Origin of the sequence: Bradyrhizobium sp. SZCCHNS3002, assembly GCF_032377435.1 — a bacterium.
Classification (GTDB): domain Bacteria; phylum Pseudomonadota; class Alphaproteobacteria; order Rhizobiales; family Xanthobacteraceae; genus Bradyrhizobium.
The window spans coordinates 165856-192665 of sequence record NZ_JAUHHY010000005.1 but is presented as its reverse complement, the minus strand read 5'-3'; the positions used below and the strand labels follow the sequence as shown (position 1 = coordinate 192665).

Below are 26810 nucleotides of genomic sequence, written 5' to 3'. Positions count from 1 at the left end.
GGAAAGCCCCTACCTTGGCTGCTGCTCCCCGAACCGAATCAGCCAGCGATGCCGCCTGCGGAAGCCTTGCCCAACGCGCCCGAATTCACCGTCACCGAGCTGTCCTCGGCGCTGAAGCGAACGGTCGAGGACCAGTTCGGCCATGTCCGGGTGCGCGGCGAAATCACCGGCTTTCGCGGGCCGCATTCCTCGGGGCATTGCTATTTCGCGCTCAAGGACGAGAGCGCCAAGATCGAGGCGGTGATCTGGAAGGGCGTGCATGGCCGCATGCGCTTCAAGCCCCAGGAAGGGCTCGAGGTGATCGCCACCGGCAAGCTCACCACCTATCCCAACTCATCGAAGTACCAGATCGTCATCGAGGCGCTGGAGCCGGCCGGGATCGGCGCGCTGATGGCGCTGATGGAGGAGCGCAAGCGGAAGCTCGGGGCCGAGGGGCTGTTCGATCCCGCGCGCAAGCAATTGCTGCCGTGGCTTCCCGAGGTGATCGGCGTCGTCACCTCGCCGACCGGCGCCGTCATCCGCGACATCCTGCACCGGCTCGAGGACCGCTTTCCCCGGCGCGTGCTGGTCTGGCCCGTGAAGGTACAGGGCGAGGGCTCGGCCGAGCAGGTCGCCGCCGCGATCCGCGGCTTCAACGCCTTGCCCGAGGGCGGTCCGATCCCGCGGCCCGACGTGCTGATCGTCGCGCGCGGTGGCGGCTCGCTGGAGGACCTGTGGTCGTTCAACGAGGAGATCGTGGTCCGCGCCGCGGCCGAGAGCATGATCCCGCTGATCTCGGCGGTCGGCCACGAGACCGACGTGACCTTGATCGATTTCGCCGCGGACAAACGTGCGCCGACTCCGACAGCAGCCGCGGAAATGGCGGTGCCGGTGCGCAGCGAGCTGATGCAGGAGGTCGCAAGCCTCGCGCGCCGTGTCAGCGTCTGCTGGCAGCGTGGCCAGGAGAGCCGCCGCAACGAGCTGCGCGCCGCCGCGCGCGCTCTGCCCGGCGCCGGAGATCTGCTCGCCATTCCCAGGCAGCGGCTGGATTCGGCGGCCGCCAGCCTGCCGCGCGCGCTGAAGACCAACACGCATGTGCACTTCCGCCAGTTCGCGGCGGCGAGCGCCAAGCTCACTCTGCGCGTGCTGCACGCGCAGATCGCGCAATCGCGCCATCGCCTGATCGCGTCGTCCGAACGGCTGTCGCTGTCGTCGCGCGGCCAGTTGCACCGGCGGCGCGAGCGGTTCGAGGCGCTCGATGCCCGCTTCAAGGCCTCTCGGCAGGCCGATGCGCAGGCCAAGCGCCAGGCCATCGGTCGCGAGCGCGACCGAACCGAACGTCTGGCCGAGCGGGCCCGGCGCGCGTTGCTGACCCAGCTTCAGCGCCTGTCGGCCCGCGTCGGCCAGAACGAAAAGCTCCTCACCGCCCTGTCCTATCGCAGCGTGCTGGCGCGTGGCTTTGCGCTGGTGCGTGACGAGGCCGGCCACCCGCTGCACCATGCCGCGAGCATCGGTCCCGGCGCCGCGCTCTCGATCGAATTTGCGGACGGCAAGGTCGCGGCCACGGCGGGCGCGGACCGCCCGCTTCCGCCGGCAGCGCCGTCATCGCCGAAACCTGCGCGCGAGGCCAAGCCTTCGGCAGCGAAGCGCACGCCCGATCCCGCCGATCAAGGCAGCCTGTTCTGATCGGTTCTCAGCGCGCCAGCCACTCGGCCACGAGCTTCTGCGCATCGGCGCGCGCCTCGGGATCGGAGCCGACATGGCCGCGCTCGGGCGCCCCGGCATCCGAGCCGGCAACCTGATGCAGCGGCAGGTTCACACGATCGAAATCGTGATAGGCGCCGGGATAGATCACGATGCGGGTCAGCGCGCTGCGGCCGCGCGCACCATCGATCATCTGTCGGCATGCGGGCGGCGAATAGACGTCGTCCAGCCCGCCGATCAGCACCAATGTCGGGACGCGCGTGCTCCAGCCGAGGCCGGACGAGGCACGGCAATCCGGGTAGAACGCCACCGCCGAGCGGAAATCGGGCGAGACATGCTGGGGCAATTGCGGGCGTACCGCCCATAACAGCGCGCTCGCACCGCTGGCCCAGCCGACCAGACTGACCCGGTCGGGCATCGCCCAGGCTTGCTTGGCCAGCCATTTCTGCGCGATCACGATGTCCGCGACACGCTCGCGCCGGCCGCTGATACGACGCTCCTTGACGCGGCATTGCGGGCCCAGCCCGCGCGAGCCGTAGCTGTCCGGCAGCAGGACGGCCTTGCCGTCCCCGACCAGTTCCTCCGCCCAGTCGCGATAACGCGGCAGCACGGGCTCGGAGCGGCCGGAAAGCCCACCGCAGCCGTGCAGGGCAACGACGACCGGAAATGGGCCGGCCCCCTTCGGCCGGTAGAGCTGGGCGCGCAGCACATAGCTTCCCGAGGGAATCTCGACCGCGACGGGCGCCGGCAACGGCTCAGCCAAGGCTGAAAACGCCGTGGCGCAAAGCATTGAGACAACGATGGCGACGAGGGAGCGCATCAAACCAGCCGGGCGGGACAAGCGGCGGATATTGAAACCTAGCTAGCACGGAGTTTCGTGCAGAAGCATCACAAATCAGTGGGTTTGCGCGGGGGGACAGCGTCCCCCATCTATGCTAGGACATCATCGAAAATCGGCCTGTCGTGTGCGTGCGGCGCTCGCGGAGGAACTTCACGGCAAGGAATTGGAGATCGCGGACGTGCTCAACAAGTTTGGTCCCTCGGGCCAGGGCGAGGCGCAGGTGCAGTATCTGGATGGCGATTTCCGGGTGATCTCACCGGGAAGCTATGTGCGCTGCGCGGTCACCGATGTGCGGATTCCGCTGGACGAGCTGAAGTATTGGAGTGTCGATCTGCAGGAAGCCTACGCCGTGCCGACCGCCGTGCTGCAGCGGCATTATCCGGGCGCATTGAAGGCCAACGGCTGACCTTTACGCTTCGCTGCCAGTCGTTGCACAACCAGCGCGCGCAACGCGGCGAGATCGTCGAACTGCAAAGTGACCGGGAATGCCATGACATCGGGCGCGGCCTCATGGCCGCGGAACCGCACGAGATCTTTTTCCGTGGTCACCAGGGCAAATCCATCACGCCTCGCTTCGTTGGCGAGGGCTGCGACGTCGCCTGTCGTGAATGGGTGGTGATCCGGAAAGGCCCGCTCGCGCCTGACGTCGAGACCCGCGCCGCGAAGGGTGCGGAAGAAGCGGGCGGGATCGCCGATCCCGGCAAACGCCAGCAGCGGCCTGCCCTGCAACGCCGCGACGACCTTTGCATCGGGCTGCAACGCGGCCGAGAACACCGGCTTGCCGGCCGCCGAGACACGCGCAGCGACCAGATCGCTGGCTCGGCCGCCGCCGATCACGACCAACGCGTCGGTGCGCGCCAGTTGCGGCGGCAGCGGCGCGCGCAACGGTCCGGCGGGAAACACCTCGGCATTGCCGAGGCCGCGCGCGCCGTCGATCACGATCAGCGCGAGATCCTTGGTGATCGACGGATTCTGGAAGCCATCGTCCATCAGGATGACCGAGGCGCCCTGCGCCTTGACGAGGCCGATGCCGTCGGCGCGGTCGCGCGAGACGACGACCGGCACCCGCGCGGCCATCATCAGCGGCTCGTCACCGACATCGGCCGCCTGATGGATAGCGGGATCGACGGCCACGGGACCGTGCAGCCGGCCGCCATAGCCACGGCTCAGCACCACCGGCCGCTCGCCGAGGTCACGCAGCATGTCGGTCAGCGCCAGCACGGTCGGCGTCTTGCCGGCGCCGCCGACATGGAAATTGCCGACGCAGATCACCGGCAGGCCTGCATCGACTCCGACTTGCGCCATGCGGCGTGCGGCAATGGCACCGTAGAGTGTCGAGAGCGGGGACAGCAGACGCGATTGCCAGGAGGGCGGCCGATGCCAGAAGGCCGGCTCACGCATCGCCGGCGGCCCCCATCTCGAGCCTGACCTGCAACAGATACGGCTCGAGCGCCGACAGCGTCCGCTCCAGCGCGCCACCGAGCTGATCGACGACGCGCGTGCCTGCCGCAACCAGGCTGTTGCCGGCTGCGGGATCGGCGAGCAGCTGCCGGAGCTGCCGGATCAGCGCCTCCTGATCGTGGGCGAGCCGGGCTCCCCCGGCCTTGTCCAGCGCCTCGTAGACGTCGGTGAAATTGAACACGTGCGGGCCATGCACGATCGCCGCGCCGAGCTTGACCGCCTCGATCGGGTTCTGGCCGCCATGCTCGACCAGCGACCCGCCCATGAACACGACCGGCGCCAGCCGGTAGAACAGGCCGAGCTCACCCATGGTATCGGCGACGTAGATGTCGGTGCCGGCGAGCGGCTGGTCCTCGCGCGACCGCAAGGCGCCCTGCAGGCCGGCGCTTGCGACGAGCTCCGCGACCGCCGGGCCGCGATGCGGATGGCGCGGCACGATCACGGTGAGCAGCGACGGATAGGCCGCAGACAAGGCCTTATGGGCCGCGATCAGGATCTCGTCCTCGCCGGGATGCGTGGAGGCGGCGACGACGACCGGACGGCCGCGCGTCATCGCCGTGAGCCGATCGAGCTTCGCCGGATCGGCGGGCGGCGCCGGCACGTCGAGCTTGAGATTGCCGGTGGTGATGACGTTGCGCGCGCCGAGCGCGGAGAACCGGTCGGCATCCGCCTGCGACTGCGTCAGGAAGAGATCAAAGCGTCCCAGCAAAGCGGAGATGGTGCCGGACATGCGGCGCCAGCGCGGGAACGAGCGCGGCGACATGCGGCCGTTGATCACCACCATCGGCACCCGCCGCGAGGCACCGGCCAGGATCAGGTTGGGCCAGAGATCGGACTCGATGAACAGCCCGAGCGAGGGACGCCAATGATCGAGAAACCGCTCGACGAAGCGCGGCGTGTCATAGGGCACGTATTGGTGGATCACGTCGGGTGGGAAACGCTTGGCCACGATCGCGGCCGAGGTCACGGTGCCGGACGTGATGAGGATGCGGATGTTGAGCTCACGCAGCCGCTCGATCAGTGCCGCCGCCGCGAGCACCTCGCCGACGCTGGCGCCGTGAATCCAGACCAGCGGACCCAGCGGGCGGGTGTCGTGGCTCAGGCCGCGACGCTCGTCGGTCCGCTCCGGATCCTCCTTGCCATGCTTGAGCCGCTGCCTGATCAGGGCCGGCGCAAGCGGCGATGCCGCCGAGGACAACCCGCGGTAGACACGCAGGGCCATCGGCAGCGGGCTAGGCACTCGATGCTCCCGACGCGACCGGCGGGGGACAGGCCTCGGGACGGCCGACGATCTCATAGGCGCGGCGCATGCATTGGTTCAGCGTCGCCTCGAGGTCGAGACGCGCCTCTTCCATCATCGCGGCGTCGGCATCGCGCGGCACGTTGATTTCCTTGATTCCCACCAATGCGCCGCGGCCGAATGGCAAATTGATGGTGGTGCTGTCCCAGTTCTTCAGGCGGATGAAGCGGCTCGTGACCATTGCGAACGGCATGATCGGACGTCCTGTTTCACGCGCGAGCATGATGATGCCGAGACCCGCAATCCGCGCGCGCTTCGGCACATCGGCGGTCGATGCAACATTATAGTTGTCTTCGAGCGCCCGCACCATCTCCTTGAAAGCTCCTACTCCGCCTTTCCGGTGGAAGGAAGAGCCGTGATCGCCGGAGCCGCGGATGGTTCCGATGCCGAGCCGCTCCGCCGCGATCGCGTTGAACTCGCCGTCGCGATGGCGGGAGATCAGCACCTTGGCGCGATAGCTCGGCTTGTTCTTGATGAAGGGGGTCAGCAGATGCTGGCCGTGCCAGAACGCGAAGATCGCCGGCATCTGCGGCTCGACGATATCGTAGACCTCGGGCGGCTCATAGGTGAAGCGGTTGGTCAGCCACACCAGACGCAGGTACTCGGCGGCGAGGAACCCGACGGCGCGCTGGAACCAGCCGCTGCGCAGCGTATTGCGAACCAGATGTTTCAAGTGACGAGCTTTGCGTCTTACTTCGCGTCCTGACCGGGATCGAGCAGCCGGTGCAGGTGAACGATGAAATAGCGCATATGGGCGTTGTCGACCGTCATCTGCGCCTTGGCTCGCCAGGCGGCGTGGGCCGCCGCGTAGTTCGGATAGACACCGACGATGTCGACCTTGTCGAGATCCTTGAATTCGTTCTTGTCGAGGTTGATGAGCTCGCCGCCGATCACGAGGTGAAGGAGCTGCTGCGAGGCGCTATCTGTCATCGGTATCGTTTCCTAATCAGCGCCTTGCAGGCGAAATGGAGGGTGCGATCCAGGGGCGTCAGTCCGGCGGTAACCTGCGATACTGAGCGACGATGTCAGCATGTCGGTCGCGGCCCGCTGCCACCAGCACCCCGTGCACCACTTCCGGACGATTATAGAGGATCGCCTCGCCGGACAACGCGGTCATTTTACCACCCGCTTCCTGCACGATCAAATGAGCCGCCGCAAGGTCCCAATCGCGGCTTTGTCCGCCTGCAAAAGCGGCATCGAGCCCGCCATGCGCGACACGGCACAGGCGCAGCGCCAGCGAGCCGATTCGCGGATGCAGCTCAATCCGCGCCGCGTCCGGAGCCAGCCGCTCAACCAGCGGTTTCGGGCCGGCCACGCGCGAGAAATCGAGCTCGCGTCCAGGTGCAGCCCGAACCGGCTGTTCGTTCAACGTGGTGCCGCTACCGCGCGCGGCGAAGAAGAACTCCTCGCTGACCGGGACATGCACGGCGGCGAGTATCGGCGCACCGTGCTCGACCAGCGCAACGCTCACGCACCAGTCGTTGCGGCCGCCGAGATAGGACCGCGTGCCGTCGATCGGATCGACGATCCAGACCCGCGATCGACCAAGTCTCGCCCGATCATCCGCGCTCTCCTCGGACAGCCAGCCGTAATCCGGCGTTGCGGATCGCAGCCTGCGTTCGAGCAGCGCATTGACCGCCATGTCGGCTTCGGAAACGGGCGACGACGCCCCCTTGGTCCATTTGCGCAGCTCCGTTCCGAACATCGAACGTGCGAGCTCGCCGGCTTCGCGCACCGCGTCTTTGAGGAGCCCGGCGTCCGCCGCCAGGCTCGTGTCGTCCGGTTTCCCGATCTCACCGTCCGCCAAGCGTCAACCCTTCGATGCGCACCGTCGGCGCATTGACGCCATAGCGGAATTCCAGATCGCTGGCGGGCGTCATCGACTTGAAGATCTCGAACAGATGCCCGGCGATCGTCACTTCGCTCACGGCATAGCCGATCTCGCCATTCTCGATCCAGAAGCCGGACGCGCCACGGCTGTAGTCGCCGGTGACGCCGTTGACGCCCGAGCCGATCAGGTCGGTGACGTAGAAGCCCTGCTTGATGTCCGAGATCAGCTCCTTGGCTGTCACGACGCCGGCTTCGAGATGCAGATTGAACGGACCGGGCGAAGGCGACGACGACACGCCGCGATGGGCATGCCCGGTCGTCACCATGCCGAGCTCGCGCGCGGTGCCCGAATCGAGGAGCCACGTCGTCAGCACGCCATCGTCGACCAGCGCGGTCTGCTTCACCTTCACGCCCTCGGCGTCGAACGGCTGCGACCGCAAGCCCCGCTTGCGCAGCGGATCATCGATGATGCGGATGCCCTTGGCGAACAGCTGCGCGCCGAGCTTGTCCTTGAGGAAGCTGGTCTTGCGCGCGATCGAGGCACCATTGATGGCGCCGACCAGATGTCCGACCAGCGAGCCGGACACGCGGGGATCGAACACCACCGGCACCTGGCACGTCGCAACCTTGCGCGGATTGGCGCGCGCCACCGCGCGTTCGCCGGCGCTGCGCCCGACGGCCGCGGGCGCCAGCAGGTCGGCGCCGTGCGGAGCCGCCGTGTAGTCGTAGTCGCGCTCCATTCCGGTGCCCTCACCGGAAATGGCGGTCGTCGAGATGCTCTGGCTCGAGCGCAGATAGGCGCCGTGAAAACCGTCGCTCGTGACCAGCACCATGCCGCCGATGCCGGTCGAGGCGGACGCACCACCGGACTTCGTCACGCCCTTCACGCCGAGCGCGGCGGCCTCCGCCTCCTGGGCACGGCGCTCCAGCTCTGCGGTCGAGGGAATCTGCGGATCGAGCAGATCGAGTTCGGGAATGTCGCGCGCCAGCAGCGCGGGATCGGCGAGGCCGACATATTGATCGTCGGGCGCCACCCGCGCCATCGCCACCGCCCGCTCGGCCAGCCGCGCGACACCGTCGCCGCTGACATCGTTGGTCGACACCACGGCCTGGCGCTTGCCGACCAGCACGCGCAGGCCGACATCGTCGCCCTCGGAGCGCTCGGATTCCTCGACACGGCCGTCACGGACCTCGACGCCTAGCGAGATGCCGCGCACCGCGATGGCGTCGGCGGCATCGGCGCCGGCCTTCCTCGCGGCTTCCACCAGCCGCTCGGCGAGCGTTCGCAGGGCGGACTGGTCGAGCAGATCTGATTGGGCGGAGGTCGACGATGAGGCTGGGGAAGAGGTCACGAACACGATCCGATCGATGTCAGGTGGGCGAAGACGGCTCAATCCAAACGAAATGTGGCCTGTTCACGCCGACTTCAAGCAGGACGGCAGACGGCACATCGGATTGTCGGCAAATCGGCAAGGTCTCGTCAATCATGCGGGGCAAGCGCTTGTCAATCATGACGGTAAGAGGATCATGCGTGAGATCTGATTAACCAGGCTTGTTAAGCCGATACGGGCGATCTGCGTGGCAAGGTCACACGCATCGACCGGGAGCATAATCCCGGCGGGGAGACCAAGCCGTGAGGCGTCAAACAGCAACAGGCGGAAGCAATTCCGCTGGGTCGGGCCGCGTCCTGCGGCTCGACCCTCTTTCCCTGCCCGTCTCGTACAGCGCGCACGATACCCGTGCCGATGGCGGGATCCGGCAGATCGAACTGCACCGGGAGCGCGTGGTCCTGCGTCGTGCCGTCAGCGGCATGCGCATGGCCCTGAACCTCCGCGTCAGCGACTTCCTCGGCATCGGCGTGCGCGACATCGACGCCACGCAGGTGATGCTGGTGCTCGTCCACCGCGACCCTTCCCTGACCATCCCGCTCTGCGTCAGCGACGACCAGACCGAGATCGTTGCTGCGTGGGCGATGTGGAGCGAGACGTTCGCGCTGCCCCAGTTGCAGGACACGCGCCGCGAGGCCACGCCGCGCCGCCGCCGCCGCAACGCGATCCGCTCGCGCCGCCCGCGCTTCCTGATGCGACGCCGTGTCGGCTATCAGCTCAATCCCGCCTCGATCCATCGCGGCGAGCGCGAGATCATCGCGCGCAACTGATCAGCTTGCACGCAGCACGGCGTCGACCAGCAGTCCGGCGAACAGCAGCAGTCCGGCATCGCGGTTCGATTTGAAGATGCGCAGGCACAGCGCCGGATCGGCGATATCCAGACGCCGGATCTGCCAGCCGAGATGGGCGGCAAAGCCCGCGAGCCCGAGCCACGCCGCGACATGCACGTGGGCCGTCGCGAACGCGGCGCCAATCAGCATGACGGCCAGACCGTAGAAGATGACCAGCGCCAGATGGGTGCGCTCGGCAAACAGGCGCGCGGTCGACTTGATGCCGATCAGCGCGTCATCCTCGGCGTCCTGATGCGCGTAGATCGTGTCATAGGCGATCACCCACGCGATCGACCCGGCGTAGAGCAGCAGCGCGGTTGCATCGATGCGGCCGAACGCGACCGCAAAACCCATCAGCGCGCCCCACGAGAAGGCGAGACCCAGCACGACCTGCGGCCACCAGGTGACGCGCTTCATGAACGGATAGATCGCGACGATCAGCAGCGAAGCGATGCCGGTCGCGATCGCGAAGCGGTTGAATTGCAGCAGCACCGCCAAGCCGATCAGGGCCTGGACCACCAGGAAGGCGAGCGCCTGCTTCACGCCGACCTGGCCGGCGGGAATCGGGCGCGAACGGGTGCGCTCCACCTTGGCGTCGAGATCGCGGTCGGTGATGTCGTTCCAGGTGCAGCCGGCGCCGCGCATGACGAACGCGCCGACGAAATAGAGCGCGATCCACGCCGGCAGCATGGACAGATTCCCGCCGATCCCGGCCGCGAGGGCGGCCGACCACCAGCACGGCATCAGCAGCAGCCACGATCCGATCGGGCGATCGAAGCGGGCGAGCCGCAGGTAAGGCCGGCTCCACACCGGCGCCAGCGTGTCGACCCAGTTGCCGGTCGCGTCAGCAACGCGGACGGCGGTGGTGCTCATCGGGTGAGGACGTTGCCGGTCATGGTGTCGAAGGCGGAACCGCCCTTCTTCGTCGCGTTGGCTTCAGGCAGCGCGGCCGACGAGCCCAGCACGTCGCTGAGGCTCGGAGCCGCGGGCCTTCCAGCCCCCGACTGCATCTGCGCCGCCACGGCACAGACCTTCTTTTCCAGCGCGTCGGTGTTCTTGTGACCGGCCTTCAGCTGGTCGGCGATCTGCTGGGGAATGCCGCAGCTCGCCGAATGCGCCTCGACATATTTGATCATCTTGACTTCGGCCTTGCCGAAATTCGCGATCAGCTTGCAGGCCTCGTCGGGCGAGGCCTTGCGGTCGCTCGCCGCCTTGATCAGCTTGCCGCGACGCTCGGCTTCCTCGCGCAGCGGCAGAAACTCCTTCATGCAGCTTTCGGGCGGACCGCCCTGCGGCGCAGCCCCCATCGGCGGAGGCGCAAAGCCACCGCCGCCGCCACCGAACGCGGAGCCGCCGGGGCTCGGAAACGGGCTCGACGGAGCCGCAGCCCGCATTGGCGCCGCGCCGTTGATGGGCGGAAACGGCGAGTTGCTGGTCTGGGCCTGGCCGGGCATCGGCGCGGGAAACGAGCTCTGCGCGACGACCTGCCCTGTGGAGAGCACCAGGGCGGCAATGGCGAGCGGCATGAAAGACTGGCGGACGATCAAGGCTGGTTCTCCGGTAAGACCAAGAATCCTCAACACTTCCGGATGAAAGCACGATCCGATCCGGGGCTTTTACGATTCTCGTCCGTCCAGCACAACCGCGGATTTGATCACATCCGCGGCGGAGGGACGCAGCCGGGTTCCAGACCGGCATGCAATCCCGTCCACGGACGTCAGGCCCGGGCATCGGGTTCGGTCTGCGCCCTGCACGCCCGATGAACGGAATAGCCAGTCGGCGGCGGGCGGCGACCTGCCCGCCGCGAGGGATCACGTCGCCGTGCACACCTTGCGCATCACGGTCAGGGTGTTTTCGTGATTCGCCTTCAACTGATCGGTGATCTTGGCCGGGATCCCGCAGAGCGAGGCATGCGCGACGGCGTAGTCGATCATCTTGGTCTGGGCGAGCTCGTAGTCATGCACCAGCTGACAGGCCTCGCCGGGCGCAAAGCGCCGCTCGGTCGCCGCCTTGAGCAGCTTGGCCCGGCGCGCGGTCTCGTCCCGCAGCGGGGTGAACTCCTTCAGACAGGTTTCGGGCGGGCGAAAGCCAGCCACGCCAGCGCCGCCCGGAACCGCGGGCGCCGCCCGCTGCGGCGGCGCGGCGACCGCCTTGTCGTCGGCCCGGGACGGCGCAGCGACCATCACGGCGATGGTCGCGGCAAGCGCCCAGATCGCAAGCGCCGAAGTCGAATGTCTCAAGATCAAGGCCGTTCTCCGCATCGAGGCTCACGGAATCGTCGGATGTCCGTCCCAAGGGACGACCCGCGGGATCGAAGCGGTAAAATCTGTCGACAGCACGGCCGAAAGGCGCCATCGCCAGTACCTGAGACAACACCCCGTGACGGCTCCGCCTGCTTTGCGGCCGGCGCGGGGTCCGGTAAGCAACGTCCGTCATAGCCATCGCTTCGCTCCATGCCCGCATACGACTTCACCGCCCCGCGCCTGTTCGTCGACGCCCCCCTGCAGGAGGGCGGCTCGGTCGCGCTCGACCGCAACCAGGGCAATTATCTCGGCAACGTCCTGCGCCTCGGCGCCGGCGATCACGTGCTGGTCTTCAACGGCCGCGACGGCGAATGGCGGGCCGTGATCGAGGGCCGCAAGCGCGCTGACGCCCTGACGATCCAGCAGCAGAGCCGGCCGCAGGATCACCTGCCGGACATCGCCTACGTCTTCGCGCCGCTCAAGCACGCAAGGCTGGACTACATGGTGCAGAAGGCGGTCGAGATGGGCGCCGCGCGCCTCGAGCCGGTCATCACCCGTCACACCCAGGTGTCGCGCGTGAATGGCGAGCGCATGCGCGCCAACGTGATCGAGGCCGCCGAGCAATGCGGCATCCTCAGCCTCGCCGAGGTCAGGGATCCGGTGCCGCTGGAGCGCTTCCTCGCGCAGCGGCAGCCTGAGCGGCTGCTGGTGTTCTGCGATGAGGCGGCCGAGCTGGCCGATCCGCTGCAGGCGCTGCGCGGAACCAAGGCTGCGGCCGGCATCGACCTGCTGATCGGACCGGAGGGCGGTTTTGCCGAGGATGAACGGACGCTGCTGCTGCGCCAGCCGCGCGTGCTCAGGCTGGCGCTGGGTCCGCGCATCCTGCGCGCGGATACGGCCGGCGTTGCCGCCCTCGCCGTGATCCAGGCCACGCTCGGGGACTGGAGCGGAGCCCGCGGTTAAGGTCTTCCGGCCAATTGTGGCGCGCCGGGGCCATTCGCAGTCGAAACCGTCAAACGGCCATGCTAAGGGGCAGCCGCCGCTCCCAGCGGGCGCCCAATCCACTTTGGAACTCGAATCGCCATGACCGGACCCGCTCCGACCGGACCCGCCGCGTGGGCGGACACGCTGCTGCAATCCTTCGCCCAGGCCGGCTATCAGCGGGCCGAGCCGGCAATCCTGCAGCCGGCCGAGCCGTTCCTGGACCTGTCTGGGGAGGACATCCGCAAGAGCCTCTACCTGACCGGCGACGCCGCCGGCGAAGAGCTCTGCCTGCGCCCCGACCTGACCATTCCCGTCGCCCGGGACTATCTCGCCTCGGCCCGCGCCGGGCAGCCGGCCGGCTTCAGCTATCTCGGTCCAGTATTCCGTTACCGCGAGGGCCGCCCGAGCGAGTTCCTGCAGGCCGGCATCGAATCGTTCGGCCGCCAGGACCGGCCCGCCGCCGATGCCGAGATGCTGGCGCTGGCGATCGAGGCGACCGCCACCGCCGGCCTTGCCGCGGTGGAGATCCGCACCGGCGACGTTGCGCTGTTCACGGCCCTCATCGACGCGCTCGACCTCTATCCGGTCTGGCGGCGGCGGCTGATCAAGGACTTCAACCGCAAGCGCACCCTGGCGCAGGACCTCGAGCGGCTCGCGATCGCCTCGGTGGCGCCGCGCAACGAGTATGAGGGCGTGCTCGCCGCTCTGGCCGGCTCCGACCGCAAGGCGGCGCTCGCCCTGGTCACCGACCTGATGTCGATTGCCGGCGCCACCGCCGTCGGCGGCCGCACGGTGGCGGAGATCGCCGACCGCTTCCTCGAGCAGTCCACCCTGAAGAGCGGCGCGCTGCCACGTGACGCGCTCGACCGCATCAAGCGCTTTCTCGCCATCGGCGGCAGCCCGACCGAGGCCGTCGAGCAGCTTCGCGCCCTCGCCGCCGATGCCAGGCTCGACATTTCAGCCGCGATCGACGCGCTGGAGGCCCGCGCCGGCTTCATGGCCCAGCGCGGCATCGACATCGCCAAGGTGCGCTTCGCCACCTCGTTCGGCCGCGGCCTCGACTACTACACCGGCTTCGAGTTCGAGCTGCACCACCCAGGCAATGGCGACGAGCCGCTGGTCGCCGGCGGCCGTTATGACGGCCTGCTGAGCCAGCTCGGCGCCGCCTCGTCGATTCCGGCCGTCGGCTTCTCGATCTGGATCGAGCGGCTGGCCCAGAGCAGCGCCGCGGGCAAGGCCGCGCGCGGGAGAGCATCATGAGCGGCCCCCTCGTCCTCGCCGTTCCCTCCAAGGGACGTCTGCAGGAGAATGCCGAAGCCTTCTTCGGACGGGCCGGGCTGAACCTGTCCAAGCCCGGCGGCGCGCGCGACTATCGCGGCACCATCGCAGGTCTCGACAATGTCGAGATCGCCTATCTCTCTGCGAGTGAGATCGCCTCGCAACTGGCGCGCGGGACCGTGCATCTCGGCGTCACCGGCGAGGATCTCGTGCGCGAGAGCATCACCGATGCCGACAAGCGCGTGCTGCTGATCGACACGCTCGGCTTCGGCGGCGCCAACGTCGTCGTCGCGGTGCCGCAGGCCTGGATCGACGTCCGCACCATGGCCGATCTCGACGACGTCACCACCGGTTTCCGTGCCCAGCACAATCGCCGCATGCGCGTCGCCACCAAGTACATCAACCTGACGCGCAGCTTCTTCGCCGCCCACGGCATCGTCGATTACCGCATCGTCGAGAGCGCCGGCGCCACCGAGGGCGCGCCCGCGGTCGGCACCGCCGAGCTGATCGTCGACATCACCAGCACCGGCTCGACACTGGTCGCCAACGGGCTGAAGGTGCTCGACGACGGCGTGATCCTGCGCAGCCAGGCCAATCTCGTCGCCTCGCGCGACGCCGACTGGTCGGAGGGTCCGCGCGAGAGCGCCCGGATCATTCTCGACCACATCCATGCCCGCGCCCGCGCCAGCAAATACCGCGAGGTCCGCACCCGCTTCAAAGGGTGCGACGCAGCAATGCTGACCGAAGCGCACAACCGCTTCGGCGTGGTGGCGCCGTTCGGCGGCCCGACCTCGTCCGGCATGCTGACCCTGCACTGCCCGCCGGCGCAGATCTACGCGCTCGGCAGCTTTCTGCGCGCACATGGCGCCGAGACCGTCTCGGTCGCCTCGCTGGACTACGTGCTCGACCGCGAGAATCCGCTGTTTGCCCGCCTCGAGGCCTTCCTGCGATCATAAATCGCCGTTCATCGTAGCGACAGGTGAGCGCGACTACCATATGTTGGTAGGAGAACGAGGACTCTGAGCGATGCTGGGAACTGACGTGTCCGACCTGACCACGACCGCGGCCGACGCCGCGTCGCAGGGACTGTCGATCGTTATCCCCGTCTATAACGAGGGCGCGGGACTGACGGCGCTGCACGAGCGGCTGAATAATCTCGCACGCACCCTGCGTCAGCGCTTCGGTCTCGCCTGTGAGCTCGTCTATGTCGACGATGGCAGCCGCGACAACACGCTCGCGATTGCCCGCACGCTGCAGGCCGATGCGCTCGATGTGCAGGTCGTGTCGCTGTCGCGCAATTTCGGCAAGGAGGCCGCGCTGATGGCCGGCCTCGATCATGCCCGGCGCGGCGCGGTGATGTTCATGGACGGCGACGGCCAGCATCCGCCGGCCCTGATCGAGCAACTCGTCACGCACTGGATCAAGGACGGCTACGACGTCGTCTATACCGCCAAGGCGCATCGCGACAACGAGCCGTTCCTGCGCCGGGTCGCAGTTCACGGCTTCTACGCGCTCATCAACTGGGGGGCGCGGCAGAAGATTCCGGAGGATGCCGGCGACTTCCGCCTGCTGTCGCCGCGCGCGGTGGCCGCGCTGCGGCAGCTCCCTGAACGCAACCGCTTCTTCAAGGGCCTCGCGAGCTGGATCGGCTTCCGCCAGATCCGCGTCGACTATGAGCCCGCGGCGCGCGCCCACGGCGTGACGACCTTCAACCTGACGAGCCTGCTCGGCCTGTCGATTGAAGGGCTGACCTCGTTCTCGGTCGCCCCGCTGCGCTTCGCCAGCCTGCTCGGAATCCTGCTGGCCTCTGCGGCCTTCCTGTTCGGGCTCTCCATCCTCTGGGAGACCGTCGTCAGCGGCAAATCGGTGCCGGGCTATCCCTCGCTGATGGTCGGCCTGATGACGATCGGCGGCGTGCAACTGATCATGATCGGCATCATGGGCGAGTATATCGGCAAGATCCTGTCCGAGCTGAAGGCGCGTCCGATCTACTTCGTCGCCGAGCACAGCGAGAAGCGTGCAGCGCTCGATGCACGGAGCGACGGCGCCGAGAGGAACGCCGCCGAATGAGCGCGACGCCGCACCGGCGCATCTGGCTGTGCGCCGACGACTATGGCATCAGCCCCGGGGTCAACAGCGCCATCCGGGACCTGATCGCGCGCGGCCGGCTGAACGCCACCTCGGTGATGACGGTGGGCGCCGCGATCGGGCGCGACGAGGTGACGGAGCTGACCAGGGTCGCGTCCGACAGCCCGCGTTGCGCCATCGGCCTGCACGTCACGCTGACCGCGCCGTTCCGCCCCCTCACCATGCACTTCCGCCCGTCGGAAGGCGGCATGTTCCTGCCCTTTCCCAAGCTGCTGCGCGCCGGAATGTCCCGCCGGCTCGATCCCGAGCTGATCCGCGCCGAGGTGCTGGTCCAGCTTGCGGCGTTCGGCGAGCTGTTCGGCCGCGCCCCGGATTTCGTCGACGGCCATCAGCATGCCCAGCTCTATCCGCAGGTGCGCGAGGGCTTCCTCGCCGCCGTCAAGGAAGCCGCGCCGGCGGCCTGGGTGCGTCAGGGCGGCCGGAACGTGCCGCTGATGCAGCGGCTGACGGCACCCAAGGCGCTGCTGCTGGACGTCCTGAGCGCGCAATTCCGCCGTCATGCCAAGCGGGCCGAGATCGCCTTCAATCCCGCTTTCGCCGGCGCCTACGATTTCAGCAAGACCTCGGATTTCGCCACGCTGATGGACGGCTTCCTGGACGAGTTGCCCGAGGACGGGCTGGTGATGTGCCATCCGGGCTTCGTCGACGACGTCCTGATCGAGCTCGACCCTTTGACCGTCCAGCGCGAGCACGAGCACGCCTATCTCGCCGGCGAGCATTTTCCGGCGCTGCTCGACCGCCGGCGGATGACGCTGGCCTGAACGGATCTTGCGTGTCCGCAACGAACAAAAGGCCGCTCGGCAGCGTTCCTCCTGCGGTGCGGGCAGCATGGAGGTTCAAAGCGCTGCGCAAGCCCGAGAGACGCTGTGTCGCATACCGAAATTTAATCCGCGCCCCGGCTGGCCGGGCCACAAAGTCCCCCTAAATCTTGGCCGCGCTTCGCCGGAACAAGGCAAGCGGCAGGAGAACGACATGACACCGCAAGAACGCCAACTCATCGACGATCTGTTCGACCGGCTTGCCAAGTTGGAGAGTGCACCGCGTGACCCGGAGGCCGCCGCCGCCATTTCCCAGGCGCTGCAGCGGGCGCCCAACGCCGTCTACGCGCTGGTGCAGACGGTGCTGGTGCAGGACGAAGCCTTGAAACGCGCCAATGCCCGCATCGAGGAGCTGCAGCACGCCCAGGCCCCGCAGCAGGCTCAGTCCGGCGGCTTCCTCGATTCGATGCGCGACAGCATCTTCGGCGCGGGCAGCCGCGGGTCGGTCCCCAACGTGCCGCCGCCGTTGCCGAGCCGGCCGGTCTGGAACAGCGGCCAGGCGATGCCCCCGGGCTACCAGGGCCAGCCCGGCTATCCCGGTCAGCCCGGCCCCTACGATCAGGGCGGCTTCGGCCAGCCGCGCGGCGGCATGTTCGGCGGCGGAGGCGGCTCATTCCTCGGCACGGCCGCGGCGGCCGCGGCCGGCATGGTCGGCGGCTCACTGTTGCTCGGCGGCATCCGCTCGATGATGGGCGGCGGGTCGCATCAGGCGTTCGGCGACACCACGATCATCGAGGAGCGCGGCGGCGGTGCCAGCCCGTGGAGCGGCGACCAGTCCGGCGGGTCGCTGGCGCGTGACGCCGGTCTCGACGACATCGGCCGCTCGGGCGGCGACAGTGGTCGTGCCGGCCTGTTCGACCAGGCGAACTACGACGACAACGGCAATGACAGCGACGCGGCCGACTTCGATTCCGATGACGGCTATGGCGACGACGACGGTGGCAGCGACTACGCGTGATCCTCCCGGGTCGCAGCCAATTCGAGAATGCAAAGGCCGCCCGGATGGGCGGCCTTTTTCAATGGCCGATGTCGTGCGGTGGCGGTCGTCAGAGCACGATCACCCGGGCACCGACGTTCACGCGGCCATAGAGGTCGATGACGTCCTCGTTGCGCATCCGGATACAGCCTGACGACACGTTGGTGCCGATCGTCCATGGCTCGTTCGACCCGTGGATCCGATACAGCGACGAGCCGAGATACATCGCGCGTGCGCCGAGCGGGTTCTGCGGTCCGCCCTCCATGTGCCGCGGCAGGTCGGGCCGGCGCGCGAGCATTTCCGGCGGCGGCGTCCAGTCCGGCCATTCACGCTTGGCCGAGATCGTCTTCACGCCGGACCAGGTGAAGCCGGGCCGGCCGACGCCGATGCCATAGCGCAGCGCCCTGCCCTCGCCCTGGACCAGATAGAGGAACTTGTTCGGCGTATCGATGACGATCGTGCCCGGCCGTTCTTTGCCGTCATAGTCAACGATCTGTTTCTCGTATTTCGGATCGAGCGGCCGCTGCGTCTGCTCATAGGCCTCCTCATCCGGCACTCCCTGCTGCGGGACCATGCCAGGCGCCAGCTGCTGCGGCTCGTAATAGGACGGCTGCTGCTGATACATCGGCTGTCCCGGCGGAGGCGCGCCGCGGCCGCCTTGCGGATCTCCGAACAGGAATTCGATGAAGCCGCCACCCATGCGCGAGCGTTCGACATAGGCGGTGCGCACCGGCGCGGACTGCTGCGGCGGCCCGCTGTAAATCACGGTCGGCTGCTGAAACCCCTGGGCCGCCGCCCGATCCAGACCTGAATAGAATGCGCATGCGCCGGCCAGCAGCGCCGTGGAGAATGATTTGAACATCGACGTACTCTGTACTGTTTCGTCTGGAGACTGTTCGTCGCGCGAGGCGGCAACGCCGCCGCGTATCGTCAATAAAGAGCAAAACCCGATCGCTTTGGTAAACGCGGGAGGCGCCGGGATTCACCATCGCTGCATACGACGGCGGTTTTGATGGCTAGCGTTTATTTTGCGTGAAGGCCGGCGAGGCATGGTTAATAGTTGACGCACGATGCACGCCAGCGTTGCTCAACCGCGGTTCCTGGCGTGAACGCGATGTTAAATAGGCTCTGCGTAGAACTGATCCGAACAAGAGGTCAGGGATACTATCATGGCTGTTCGCAAGCGTTTCCGTATCGAAGAAGCAATCGTCGGCCATATGCCGGAGCCCGACTTCGTGGGCGGCGAGATCGGCCCCAACCACAAGGAAATCATGGACGAGCTGCGCGCGATCCGCTCCCAGATGGCCAACGCCATCCGCAGCGGAGGTAGCAACACGGCCAACGCCGCCATCGAAGAATCCGCCGCACGCGAGGTCGCCGAAGCGCGCGCGCTGCTCGAGACCTATCGTGCCCAGATCGAGCAGTGCGAAAAGCTCAAGGTCGAGCTCGACCTGATCCACGACGCGATCAACCGCACCAAGGGCGAGATCGCGACCCTCCATGCCAAGAGCTTCAACGGCGAGGAGATGGCCAAGGTCAACGGCGAGCTCGGCGCGGTCGTCGGCGGCACCGAGCAGGCGACGCAGCAGATCCTCGAAGCCGCGGAGGCGATCGACCAGGCCGCGAGCGCGCTGTCCAAGGTGGACTCGGCGGACCAGCAGAAGATCCTGAGCGAAGAGATCCAGGAGCGCGTGGTCTCGATCTTCGAGGCCTGCAACTTCCAGGACCTGACCGGCCAGCGCATCAACAAGGTCATGACCACCATGAAGTTCATCGAGCACCACATCGTGGTGATGATGGACATCTGGGGCGGCGTCGACGCCATCAAGGCGCATGTGCCGCCGATCGTCGACACCCGCGAGGGCGACGCCAGGCTGCTGAACGGCCCGAAGGCGGCGGGCGAGGTCGGCCACGCCTCGCAGGACGACATCGACGCGATGTTCAACTGAGGTCGGCGGCCAGTCCCAGCGACCGCTCCAGGCAACGTCACCATACAGAACGCCGGCGCTGTCGCCGGCGTTTTACGTTCGACTCTCGACCTTTGCGGGGTGATCGCCCGGATCTCAGGCGCGCGGCCCGCAGCGGACGTAGACCATCGTCTGGTAACGGGTCGCCGCATCCTTGTCGACGAAGCGGGTGATCAGCACACGGCCATCGAAGGAGATGACCTCGCGGTCCTGCTCGCCGCCGGGCGGTCCGGCCGGGCCGATGTAGTTCTTGCCGCTGGCCGACCCCTTCAGGCGCAGTTCCTGGGGAGTCGCCTGGTCGGCCAGATGCATCACGACACCGCCGGACGTGCCTGCCCCGATGACGTAAGGCTGTTTGCACTGCGCCAGAGCCATCTTCTCGGTGCGCGCGCGGTCATTCGGATTGTTGTAGGCGGCGAGGCCCCATTTGCCCACGAGATCCTCGGGGCGGATCGTCGCCGGAACCTCGGGCTCGACCGGCGCCTCGGTCTGCATGGGGGGCGACGGCGACAGGCTGAAGCCCGTGCACGCTCCCAGAAGCATCGTGAGCGCCGACGCGATCGCGAGATTGGCAACCGGCCGCGCGCACCGTGAACTCGTCATGGCATCCCCTTAGGAACAGAATCGTGGCTGCCCCGTCCGGCAACCAAGCGCAAAACGCTCGTCAGAGCAATGACGTCGGATGACGACGCCGCTCCACTAACATGTCTGGCCCCGGACAACATCCCCCTAACAGCCTCAAGAACGGCTTAACGGCTGGCCGTTGCTTGACAGGAACAGCCGCAAGCCATATTTCCCCGAGCGGTCTTTAGCACTCGGAGGGCGCGATTGCTAAGGCTGCGAGCCAGTTGGCGCCAAGTGGGCGTCAAATGTGGTCGCATTCAGATTTCCTCCGACAGCAACACTTATCCAAGCACCCCAAAAGGGATCCGTCATGGCCAAATCGAAGTTTCGTCCCCTGCACGACCGCGTCGTGGTTAAGCGCATCGACGCCGAAGAGAAGACCAAGGGCGGCATCATCATTCCCGACAGCGCCAAGGAAAAGCCCTCGCAGGGCGAAGTCGTCGCCGTCGGCCCGGGCGGCCGCGACGAGAGCGGCAAGCTGATCCCGATCGACGTCAAGGTCGGCGACCGCGTGCTGTTCGGCAAGTGGTCCGGCACCGAGGTCAAGCTGGACGGCGAGGAGCTCCTGATCATGAAGGAGTCCGACATCATGGGCGTCGTCGCCTGATCCCGACCTGTCGGGGGCGGCGATCAGCCGCCCCGGGCGAAAATGCTCTGCAACCTCGTTCCGGCGACAGACGGGCGATCACGCCCCTCGCCGTCGAGGTCTACTCCAGGAGAATTTTGAAATGGCAGCCAAGGACGTCAAATTCGCCGGCGACGCACGCGACCGCATGCTGCGCGGCGTCGACATTCTCGCCAACGCCGTCAAGGTGACGCTCGGCCCGAAGGGCCGCAATGTCGTCATCGAGAAGAGCTTCGGCGCTCCGCGCATCACCAAGGACGGCGTCACCGTCGCCAAGGAGATCGAGCTGGAGGATAAGTTCGAGAACATGGGCGCGCAGATGCTGCGCGAGGTCGCCTCCAAGACCAACGACACCGCCGGTGACGGCACCACCACCGCGACCGTGCTGGCCCAGGCCATCGTGCGCGAGGGCGCCAAGGCCGTTGCCGCCGGCATGAACCCGATGGACCTCAAGCGCGGCATCGACATCGCGGTGGCCGCCGTGATCAAGGACATCGAGAAGCGCGCCAAGCCGGTCGCTGCGTCCTCCGAGGTCGCCCAGGTCGGCACCATCTCCGCCAATGGCGACGCCGCGATCGGCAAGATGATCGCCCAGGCGATGCAGAAGGTCGGCAACGAGGGCGTCATCACGGTCGAGGAGAACAAGTCGCTCGACACCGAGGTGGACATCGTCGAAGGCATGAAGTTCGACCGCGGCTATCTCTCGCCCTACTTCGTCACCAATGCCGAGAAGATGACCGCCGAGCTCGACGACGTCTACGTGCTGCTGCACGAGAAGAAGCTGTCCGGCCTGCAGGCCATGCTGCCGGTGCTCGAAGCCGTGGTGCAGTCGGGCCGTCCGCTCTTGATCATCGCCGAGGACGTCGAGGGCGAGGCGCTGGCCACGCTGGTCGTCAACCGCCTGCGCGGCGGCCTCAAGGTCGCGGCCGTCAAGGCGCCGGGCTTCGGTGACCGCCGCAAGGCCATGCTCGAGGACATCGCGATCCTGACCGGCGGTCAGCTGATCTCGGAAGATCTCGGCATGAAACTCGAGAACGTCACGGTGAAGATGCTCGGCCGCGCCAAGAAGGTCGTGATCGACAAGGAGAACACCACGATCGTCAACGGTGCCGGCAAGAAGGCCGATATCGAGGCACGCGTCGGCCAGATCAAGGCGCAGATCGAGGAGACCACCTCGGACTACGACCGTGAGAAGCTGCAGGAGCGTCTCGCCAAGCTCGCGGGCGGCGTCGCGGTGATCCGCGTCGGCGGCGCGACCGAGATCGAGGTCAAGGAGAAGAAGGACCGCGTCGAGGACGCCCTCAACGCGACCCGCGCTGCGGTGCAGGAAGGCATCGTCCCCGGCGGCGGCGTGGCGCTGCTGCGCGCCAAGAAGGCGGTCGGCCGCATCACCAACGCCAACTCGGACGTCCAGGCCGGCATCAACATCGTGCTGAAGGCGCTCGAGGCTCCGATTCGCCAGATCTCCGAGAACGCCGGCGTCGAAGGCTCGATCGTGGTCGGCAAGATCCTGGACGAGAAGTCCGAGACCTTCGGCTTCGACGCGCAGACCGAGGACTATGTCGATATGGTTGCCAAGGGCATCATCGACCCGGCCAAGGTGGTCCGCACCGCGCTGCAGGACGCCTCGTCGGTCGCCGGCCTCCTGGTCACCACCGAGGCCATGGTCGCCGAGCTGCCGAAGGATGCGGCTCCCGCGATGCCGGCCGGCGGCGGCATGGGTGGCATGGGCGGCATGGGCTTCTGAGCCCTGCTTTCGACATCTCACATTCAGGAAGGCCGCCTCCGGGCGGCCTTCTTTTTGGCCGAGTGTCCGCACCGGGGGTGCAGCGACCGCAAATCGGCGCTACAGCTTAAGGCCGATTCTGCCCCCACAAGGATTTTCAGATGCGCGCGATTTTGCTTGCGCTGGCCGTGATTGTAGCGGCCGCGCCGGAACTCGGTTGGGCCCAGAGCAAGAGCGGGACCAAGGCCCCCGCCAACGAGACGCGGTATTTCACCGCGATCGACGGTCTGATGGACGGCAATGCCGACGTGATCCTGAAGGAGACGCGCCAGGGCAAGACCGTCACCGCCGCAACGCTCGACGTCTGCTATCCCGTCGCAAAGAATTCGGATCGCAAGGACCGCTTCGTGGTCAGCCTCACGGTCAACGGCCAGACCTTGACCGGCGCGACCCAGAGCAACGGCGCCAAGGAGCCGGTCACGGTAAAGCTGAATCGCAAGCCGACCGGCGACACGTTCGAGTTCCGCGGCCAGATCACGATCGGCAAGAGCGTCACCGAGGTGGCGTCGACCGACAACTCCGACGTCAGCGAGAAGGAATTCCAGGAGAGCCAGTCGAGCGACGACGGCATCAGCGCCCAGCCGAAGGACTTCACCGACGTGTCGCCCGAGGCGGTCTCGGTCCGGCTCAAGCTCGACGCCATGACCGACTTCCTCAAGAGCCTGAAGGGCGAGAACGTCGAAGTTTCGCTGTCGAGCCTGATCGTGAGCTGCGATGCCTTGCGCGCGGGCGAGCAGACCATCAGCATGACGGTCGACCCCGACCGCGCCGGCGCGTTGATCGCGAAGGCGCGGGCCATGAACGGCGTGGTGACGGCCGGCTGGACCGCCGGCACCGTCGAGATGGACCGCACCATCCGCTTCGCGGCCGCCGACTGGCGCGACGGCGACAAGATCAACAAGGACAAGCTGGCTGGCGCGATCTCCGACGTCCTGGCCAGGACCTACAATGCCAAGCCGACGAGCGCGGCGTGGAATCCGGTCAGCGGCAAGCTGAAGCTGACGTTGAAGCGGCCGAGCCAGCTGATGCCGGCCCTGGAGCTCACCGACGTCATCGAGGTCACCGGCCTCGTCTCGGCGGACAAGCCGGGCGGCGCGGACGCGCTGATGCTGTGGATCAGCAGCCCGACCACGACGACGATCGACGAGAGCTCCGCCGCCAAGCTGATCCTGTCGGACGAATCATCCGGCGACGAGGAGGGCGACACCCGTGACGATGGCGGCGCCATCGACGAGCTGGCGAAGGCCTTCAAGGCCAAGCGCTGGGACGCGGACAACTCGGTCTGGAAGTGAAAGAGCGGCGGGCGCGCAGTCGACCGGTGCGCGCCCCCTTTCTTCAATTGGCACGGCGCATATGGCAACCCGTTGTGCGCTCACGTCTCTCTCCAGGTCGTCATGGCCGGGCTTGTCCCGGCCATCCACGCCGATCGGCATCCTGGGACGGACGTGGATGCCCGGGCCTTCGCCGCGCGGCTGCGGCCGCGCAGGCGGGACGAGCTCGGGCATGACGGAGTAACTGACCAGCAGGGTTGCTGGTCTCAGCAGCTTTTCATCTTCACAGGCGACCGCCCTGCCTCAGTTCGTATTGAGCCGGAAGCGCAGCGTCTTCGGCCCGATGAAGATGATCAGGTCGCCCTGACGCTTCCAGTTGGTCGCCGCGCTCAGCGCCGCGATCAGTTCGTCGTCGGCCTGGGCGCGCGCCGCCGGGCAGTTGCGGTCCTCGATCTTGCTGGCGATGAACACGATGGTGTTGCCGGCAACCGAGAACTGGCCCTTGCCGCCCTTGCACCACAGCTCCAGCACGGTGTCACCGTTATCGCCGATGTCGAGATCCGGCACCCGTTTCGAGCCGGGCTGCGGCAGCGCATCGAGCGTCATCTCCATGCCGAAGGGAAACTCCTCCGCCGAGGCGGCGGCGAGCGCCAGCCCCGACATCGACAACGCCACCGTCGCCACGGCGCAGCCACGCTTCAACACTTGCATCGTTCCCCTTCACACCAGTCACACGCAGGGCTCGCCTTCCAGGCGATGGCCGTGACTCCCGCCAGCACGGCTCCCGCACAAATGTGTTCCAAACATAGCAAGCCCCGCGCCGCAGCTGCGGCGCGGGGCTTTTGTCGCAGACGGTGTTGCTACTTCAGCACCATCGCCGTGAACGGATAGACATAGGCCTGCAAGGTGACGAACAGGCCGACAAGACAGGCCAGCACGATCGAATGCAGGAAGACGTAGCGCAGGATCGAGCTCTCATGGCCGTACCAGTTGGTGGCGGTCGAGGCGACCACGATCGACTGCGCATCGATCATCTTGCCCATGACACCACCGGAGGAGTTGGCGGCCGCCATCAGGACAGGGGACAGGCCGAGCTGCTCGGAGGTGATCTTCTGCAGGTTTCCGAACAGCACGTTCGAGGCCGTATCCGATCCCGTCAGCGCCACGCCCAACCAGCCGAGCAAGGTGCCGAAGAACGGATAGAGCACGCCTGTCGCGGCGAAGGCGAGGCCGAGCGTGGCATCGACGCCGGACAGCCGGGTCAGCGTGCCGATCGCGAGCATCGCCGAGATCGTGATCAGCGAGATCGCGCAGAGACGGATGGTGCGGCCATATTCCGCGATCAGCTTGCCCGGTCCGACACCCATCAGGAAGCCGGAGATGATCGCGGCGATCAGCATGCCGGTGCCGGTGAAGGTCAGGTAGGTGAACGAGAACACTGCGCCTTCCGGCGTCGGCTTCGCAGCCACCGGCGGCATCTTGTTGATCAGCTTGTCGAGCTCGGGCACCGGATAGTTCCAGGTGAAGATCGAGTTCGCCCAGGCCTTGAAGGCGCCGTTGCCCCAGATCAGCATGACGACACAGACGATGATCCAGGGCAGCAGCGCGCCCCAGAGCTCGGCTTGCGTCAGCGGCGTACGGTCCAGCGGCTTCGCTGCCGTCATCGTGGCGGCCGATTCGTCACGCCCGCGCAACGCCGGCGACAGCCACAGCTGCCTCGGCTGCCAGACCTTCAGGAACAGGATCAGCGCGCCCATCGAGATCAGCGAGGCGCCGATGTCGACGATCCACGGGTTGACGTAGTTCGAGATCAGGAATTGCGGCACCGCGAACGAGACGGCGGTGACCAGGATCGCCGGCCACACGTCCTTCATCCCCTTCCAGCCCGCGAACGCCCAGATCACCCAGAACGGCACGATCAGCGAGAACATCGGCAACTGCCGGCCGACCATGGCGCCGAGGATGTAGGGGTCGAGGCCGGTTACCGAAGCGAGGCCCTGGATCGGGGTGCCCAGCGCGCCATAGGCGACGGGTGCGGTGTTGGCGATCAGCGACAGGCCGGAGGCCGCGAGCGGCGAGAAGCCGAGGCCGATCAGCACGGCACCGGTGATCGCCACCGGTGTTCCGAAGCCGGATGCGCCCTCGAAGAACGCGCCGAACGAGAAGGCGACCAGCAGCAGCTGCAGGCGCCGGTCTTCCGTGACGCCGCCGATGGCGCGCTTCAGAAGCTCGAACCGTCCGGTGGAGACCGTGACCTGGTAGAGGAAGATGACGTTCAGGACGATCCAGCCGATCGGAAAGAACCCGGTGATGACGCCCAGAAACGTCGCGCGCAGCGACATGTTGGCGGGCATCGTGAACACGAAGATCGTGATCAGGTTGGTCAGGATCACGGCGATGATCGCCGCGATGTGTGCCTTGACCTTGCCACTGGCGATCAGCACCAGCAGCGTCACGACCGGGACGGCGGCGGCCAGCGTCGACAGCGCCGGGCTCCCCAACGGGTCGTAGATTTGATTCCACATCGTGACTTCTCCCCCCACGTTCTTGTCATTGGACCCCGTCCGGCGGGACGGATCAGGTCTGCTCGCCAAGCCCCCAAGCCTGGCAAAGGTCGGAAAGGCGATCACAAAACCGGCAACGCCCAACTCTGCTCAAATTCTCGCGAAATCTGGCGGCGGTCGCAGTCCCTCTCCCCTGCCCCATGCTACGGTTTGTCACACGCGACCGACAAGCCGGCGGCCACCCGCCAGATTA

At 67.1% G+C, this 26810-nt stretch carries 27 protein-coding genes; 13 read left to right on the top strand and 14 right to left on the bottom strand.

Features of this window, described 5'->3' with window-relative positions:
• Positions 1-48 precede the first annotated feature (48 nt).
• The gene (xseA, locus tag QW845_RS12720) at positions 49-1665 is read left to right on the top strand and encodes an exodeoxyribonuclease VII large subunit (protein ID WP_315801921.1); all 1617 of its coding nucleotides are present in this window, start codon (positions 49-51) and stop codon (positions 1663-1665) included.
• 7 nt (positions 1666-1672) lie between these two features.
• Here xseA and QW845_RS12715 read toward each other — a convergent pair whose 3' ends face one another.
• Positions 1673-2503: a dienelactone hydrolase family protein gene (locus QW845_RS12715; RefSeq protein WP_315801920.1), complete on the bottom strand. Its 831-nt coding sequence runs from the start codon at positions 2501-2503 to the stop codon at positions 1673-1675.
• Positions 2504-2702: 199 nt separating this feature from the next.
• Between QW845_RS12715 and QW845_RS12710 the strand changes: the two genes are divergently transcribed.
• Complete coding sequence (locus QW845_RS12710) at positions 2703-2930, top strand: DUF2093 domain-containing protein (RefSeq protein ID WP_315801919.1); 228 nt, start codon at positions 2703-2705, stop codon at positions 2928-2930.
• On the opposite strand, the gene lpxK is transcribed toward QW845_RS12710, so the two are convergent.
• Genes lpxK through QW845_RS12680 form a run of 6 tightly spaced genes read right to left on the bottom strand, consistent with a single transcriptional unit; the run spans position 2900 to position 8467 of the window.
• Entirely contained in the window at positions 2900-3925 is a 1026-nt protein-coding gene (gene lpxK, locus QW845_RS12705; RefSeq protein WP_315801918.1) for a tetraacyldisaccharide 4'-kinase, read from the bottom strand. The genes QW845_RS12710 and lpxK overlap by 31 nt on opposite strands.
• Complete coding sequence (locus tag QW845_RS12700) at positions 3918-5225, bottom strand: 3-deoxy-D-manno-octulosonic acid transferase (RefSeq protein ID WP_315801917.1); 1308 nt, start codon at positions 5223-5225, stop codon at positions 3918-3920. The genes lpxK and QW845_RS12700 overlap by 8 nt, the downstream gene beginning before the upstream one ends.
• Positions 5218-5958 (bottom strand): lysophospholipid acyltransferase family protein, encoded by a 741-nt coding sequence (locus QW845_RS12695; RefSeq protein WP_315801916.1) that lies wholly within the window; start codon positions 5956-5958, stop codon positions 5218-5220. Before QW845_RS12695 ends, QW845_RS12700 begins: the two co-directional genes overlap by 8 nt.
• A 17-nt stretch (positions 5959-5975) precedes the next feature.
• The gene (locus QW845_RS12690; RefSeq protein ID WP_009031572.1) at positions 5976-6215 is read right to left on the bottom strand and encodes a DUF4170 domain-containing protein; all 240 of its coding nucleotides are present in this window, start codon (positions 6213-6215) and stop codon (positions 5976-5978) included.
• Between the two features lie 58 nt (positions 6216-6273).
• On the bottom strand, positions 6274-7020 hold the full coding sequence (locus tag QW845_RS12685) for a 3'(2'),5'-bisphosphate nucleotidase CysQ (RefSeq protein ID WP_315802166.1): 747 nt from the start codon (positions 7018-7020) through the stop codon (positions 6274-6276).
• A gap of 58 nt (positions 7021-7078) precedes the next feature.
• Positions 7079-8467 carry a TldD/PmbA family protein gene (locus tag QW845_RS12680; RefSeq protein WP_409997907.1) on the bottom strand — a complete coding sequence of 463 codons (1389 nt, stop codon included), beginning with the start codon at positions 8465-8467 and terminating at the stop codon, positions 7079-7081.
• A 281-nt stretch (positions 8468-8748) separates the two neighbouring features.
• Here QW845_RS12680 and QW845_RS12675 point away from each other — a divergent pair, with 281 nt between their 5' ends.
• Positions 8749-9273 carry a DUF6101 family protein gene (locus tag QW845_RS12675; RefSeq protein ID WP_315801914.1) on the top strand — a complete coding sequence of 175 codons (525 nt, stop codon included), beginning with the start codon at positions 8749-8751 and terminating at the stop codon, positions 9271-9273.
• On the opposite strand, the gene ubiA is transcribed toward QW845_RS12675, so the two are convergent.
• The 3 genes from ubiA to QW845_RS12660 all read right to left on the bottom strand — a co-directional run bounded on the left by ubiA (position 9274) and on the right by QW845_RS12660 (position 11579).
• Positions 9274-10206, bottom strand: a complete 933-nt coding sequence (gene ubiA / locus QW845_RS12670; RefSeq protein WP_315801913.1) for a 4-hydroxybenzoate octaprenyltransferase — start codon at positions 10204-10206, stop codon at positions 9274-9276.
• Positions 10203-10877 (bottom strand): hypothetical protein, encoded by a 675-nt coding sequence (locus QW845_RS12665; protein WP_409997909.1) that lies wholly within the window; start codon positions 10875-10877, stop codon positions 10203-10205. The genes ubiA and QW845_RS12665 overlap by 4 nt, the downstream gene beginning before the upstream one ends.
• Before the next feature lie 267 nt (positions 10878-11144).
• Complete coding sequence (locus QW845_RS12660) at positions 11145-11579, bottom strand: hypothetical protein (RefSeq protein ID WP_315801912.1); 435 nt, start codon at positions 11577-11579, stop codon at positions 11145-11147.
• Between the two features lie 207 nt (positions 11580-11786).
• Between QW845_RS12660 and QW845_RS12655 the strand changes: the two genes are divergently transcribed.
• The 6 genes from QW845_RS12655 to QW845_RS12630 all read left to right on the top strand — a co-directional run bounded on the left by QW845_RS12655 (position 11787) and on the right by QW845_RS12630 (position 17762).
• Entirely contained in the window at positions 11787-12539 is a 753-nt protein-coding gene (locus tag QW845_RS12655) for a 16S rRNA (uracil(1498)-N(3))-methyltransferase (RefSeq protein WP_315801911.1), read from the top strand.
• Between the two features lie 120 nt (positions 12540-12659).
• A complete protein-coding gene (locus QW845_RS12650; RefSeq protein WP_315801910.1) occupies positions 12660-13820 on the top strand; it encodes an ATP phosphoribosyltransferase regulatory subunit in 1161 nt (386 codons plus the stop codon).
• Positions 13817-14794, top strand: coding sequence for an ATP phosphoribosyltransferase (gene hisG / locus QW845_RS12645; protein ID WP_315801909.1), 978 nt, complete (start codon positions 13817-13819; stop codon positions 14792-14794). The genes QW845_RS12650 and hisG overlap by 4 nt, the downstream gene beginning before the upstream one ends.
• Before the next feature lie 70 nt (positions 14795-14864).
• Positions 14865-15908: a glycosyltransferase family 2 protein gene (locus tag QW845_RS12640; protein WP_315801908.1), complete on the top strand. Its 1044-nt coding sequence runs from the start codon at positions 14865-14867 to the stop codon at positions 15906-15908.
• Positions 15905-16747: a ChbG/HpnK family deacetylase gene (locus QW845_RS12635; RefSeq protein WP_315801907.1), complete on the top strand. Its 843-nt coding sequence runs from the start codon at positions 15905-15907 to the stop codon at positions 16745-16747. Before QW845_RS12640 ends, QW845_RS12635 begins: the two co-directional genes overlap by 4 nt.
• Before the next feature lie 211 nt (positions 16748-16958).
• Positions 16959-17762 (top strand): DUF2076 domain-containing protein, encoded by an 804-nt coding sequence (locus QW845_RS12630; RefSeq protein ID WP_315801906.1) that lies wholly within the window; start codon positions 16959-16961, stop codon positions 17760-17762.
• Between the two features lie 88 nt (positions 17763-17850).
• On the opposite strand, the gene QW845_RS12625 is transcribed toward QW845_RS12630, so the two are convergent.
• Positions 17851-18642, bottom strand: a complete 792-nt coding sequence (locus tag QW845_RS12625) for a L,D-transpeptidase (RefSeq protein WP_315801905.1) — start codon at positions 18640-18642, stop codon at positions 17851-17853.
• A 307-nt stretch (positions 18643-18949) separates the two neighbouring features.
• On the opposite strand from QW845_RS12625, the gene QW845_RS12620 reads away from it, so the two are divergent.
• Positions 18950-19729 carry a protein phosphatase CheZ gene (locus QW845_RS12620; RefSeq protein WP_315801904.1) on the top strand — a complete coding sequence of 260 codons (780 nt, stop codon included), beginning with the start codon at positions 18950-18952 and terminating at the stop codon, positions 19727-19729.
• A 114-nt stretch (positions 19730-19843) separates the two neighbouring features.
• On the opposite strand, the gene QW845_RS12615 is transcribed toward QW845_RS12620, so the two are convergent.
• A complete protein-coding gene (locus QW845_RS12615) occupies positions 19844-20350 on the bottom strand; it encodes a hypothetical protein (protein ID WP_315801903.1) in 507 nt (168 codons plus the stop codon).
• Between the two features lie 331 nt (positions 20351-20681).
• Here QW845_RS12615 and groES point away from each other — a divergent pair, with 331 nt between their 5' ends.
• The 3 genes from groES to QW845_RS12600 all read left to right on the top strand — a co-directional run bounded on the left by groES (position 20682) and on the right by QW845_RS12600 (position 24074).
• The gene (gene groES, locus QW845_RS12610; protein WP_008961387.1) at positions 20682-20978 is read left to right on the top strand and encodes a co-chaperone GroES; all 297 of its coding nucleotides are present in this window, start codon (positions 20682-20684) and stop codon (positions 20976-20978) included.
• A gap of 121 nt (positions 20979-21099) precedes the next feature.
• Positions 21100-22743 carry a chaperonin GroEL gene (groL, locus tag QW845_RS12605; protein ID WP_315801902.1) on the top strand — a complete coding sequence of 548 codons (1644 nt, stop codon included), beginning with the start codon at positions 21100-21102 and terminating at the stop codon, positions 22741-22743.
• Between the two features lie 140 nt (positions 22744-22883).
• A complete protein-coding gene (locus QW845_RS12600) occupies positions 22884-24074 on the top strand; it encodes a hypothetical protein (protein ID WP_315801901.1) in 1191 nt (396 codons plus the stop codon).
• Positions 24075-24356: 282 nt separating this feature from the next.
• Here QW845_RS12600 and QW845_RS12595 read toward each other — a convergent pair whose 3' ends face one another.
• On the bottom strand, positions 24357-24764 hold the full coding sequence (locus QW845_RS12595; RefSeq protein WP_315801900.1) for a hypothetical protein: 408 nt from the start codon (positions 24762-24764) through the stop codon (positions 24357-24359).
• Between the two features lie 149 nt (positions 24765-24913).
• Entirely contained in the window at positions 24914-26578 is a 1665-nt protein-coding gene (locus QW845_RS12590; protein ID WP_315801899.1) for an L-lactate permease, read from the bottom strand.
• Positions 26579-26810 lie beyond the last annotated feature (232 nt).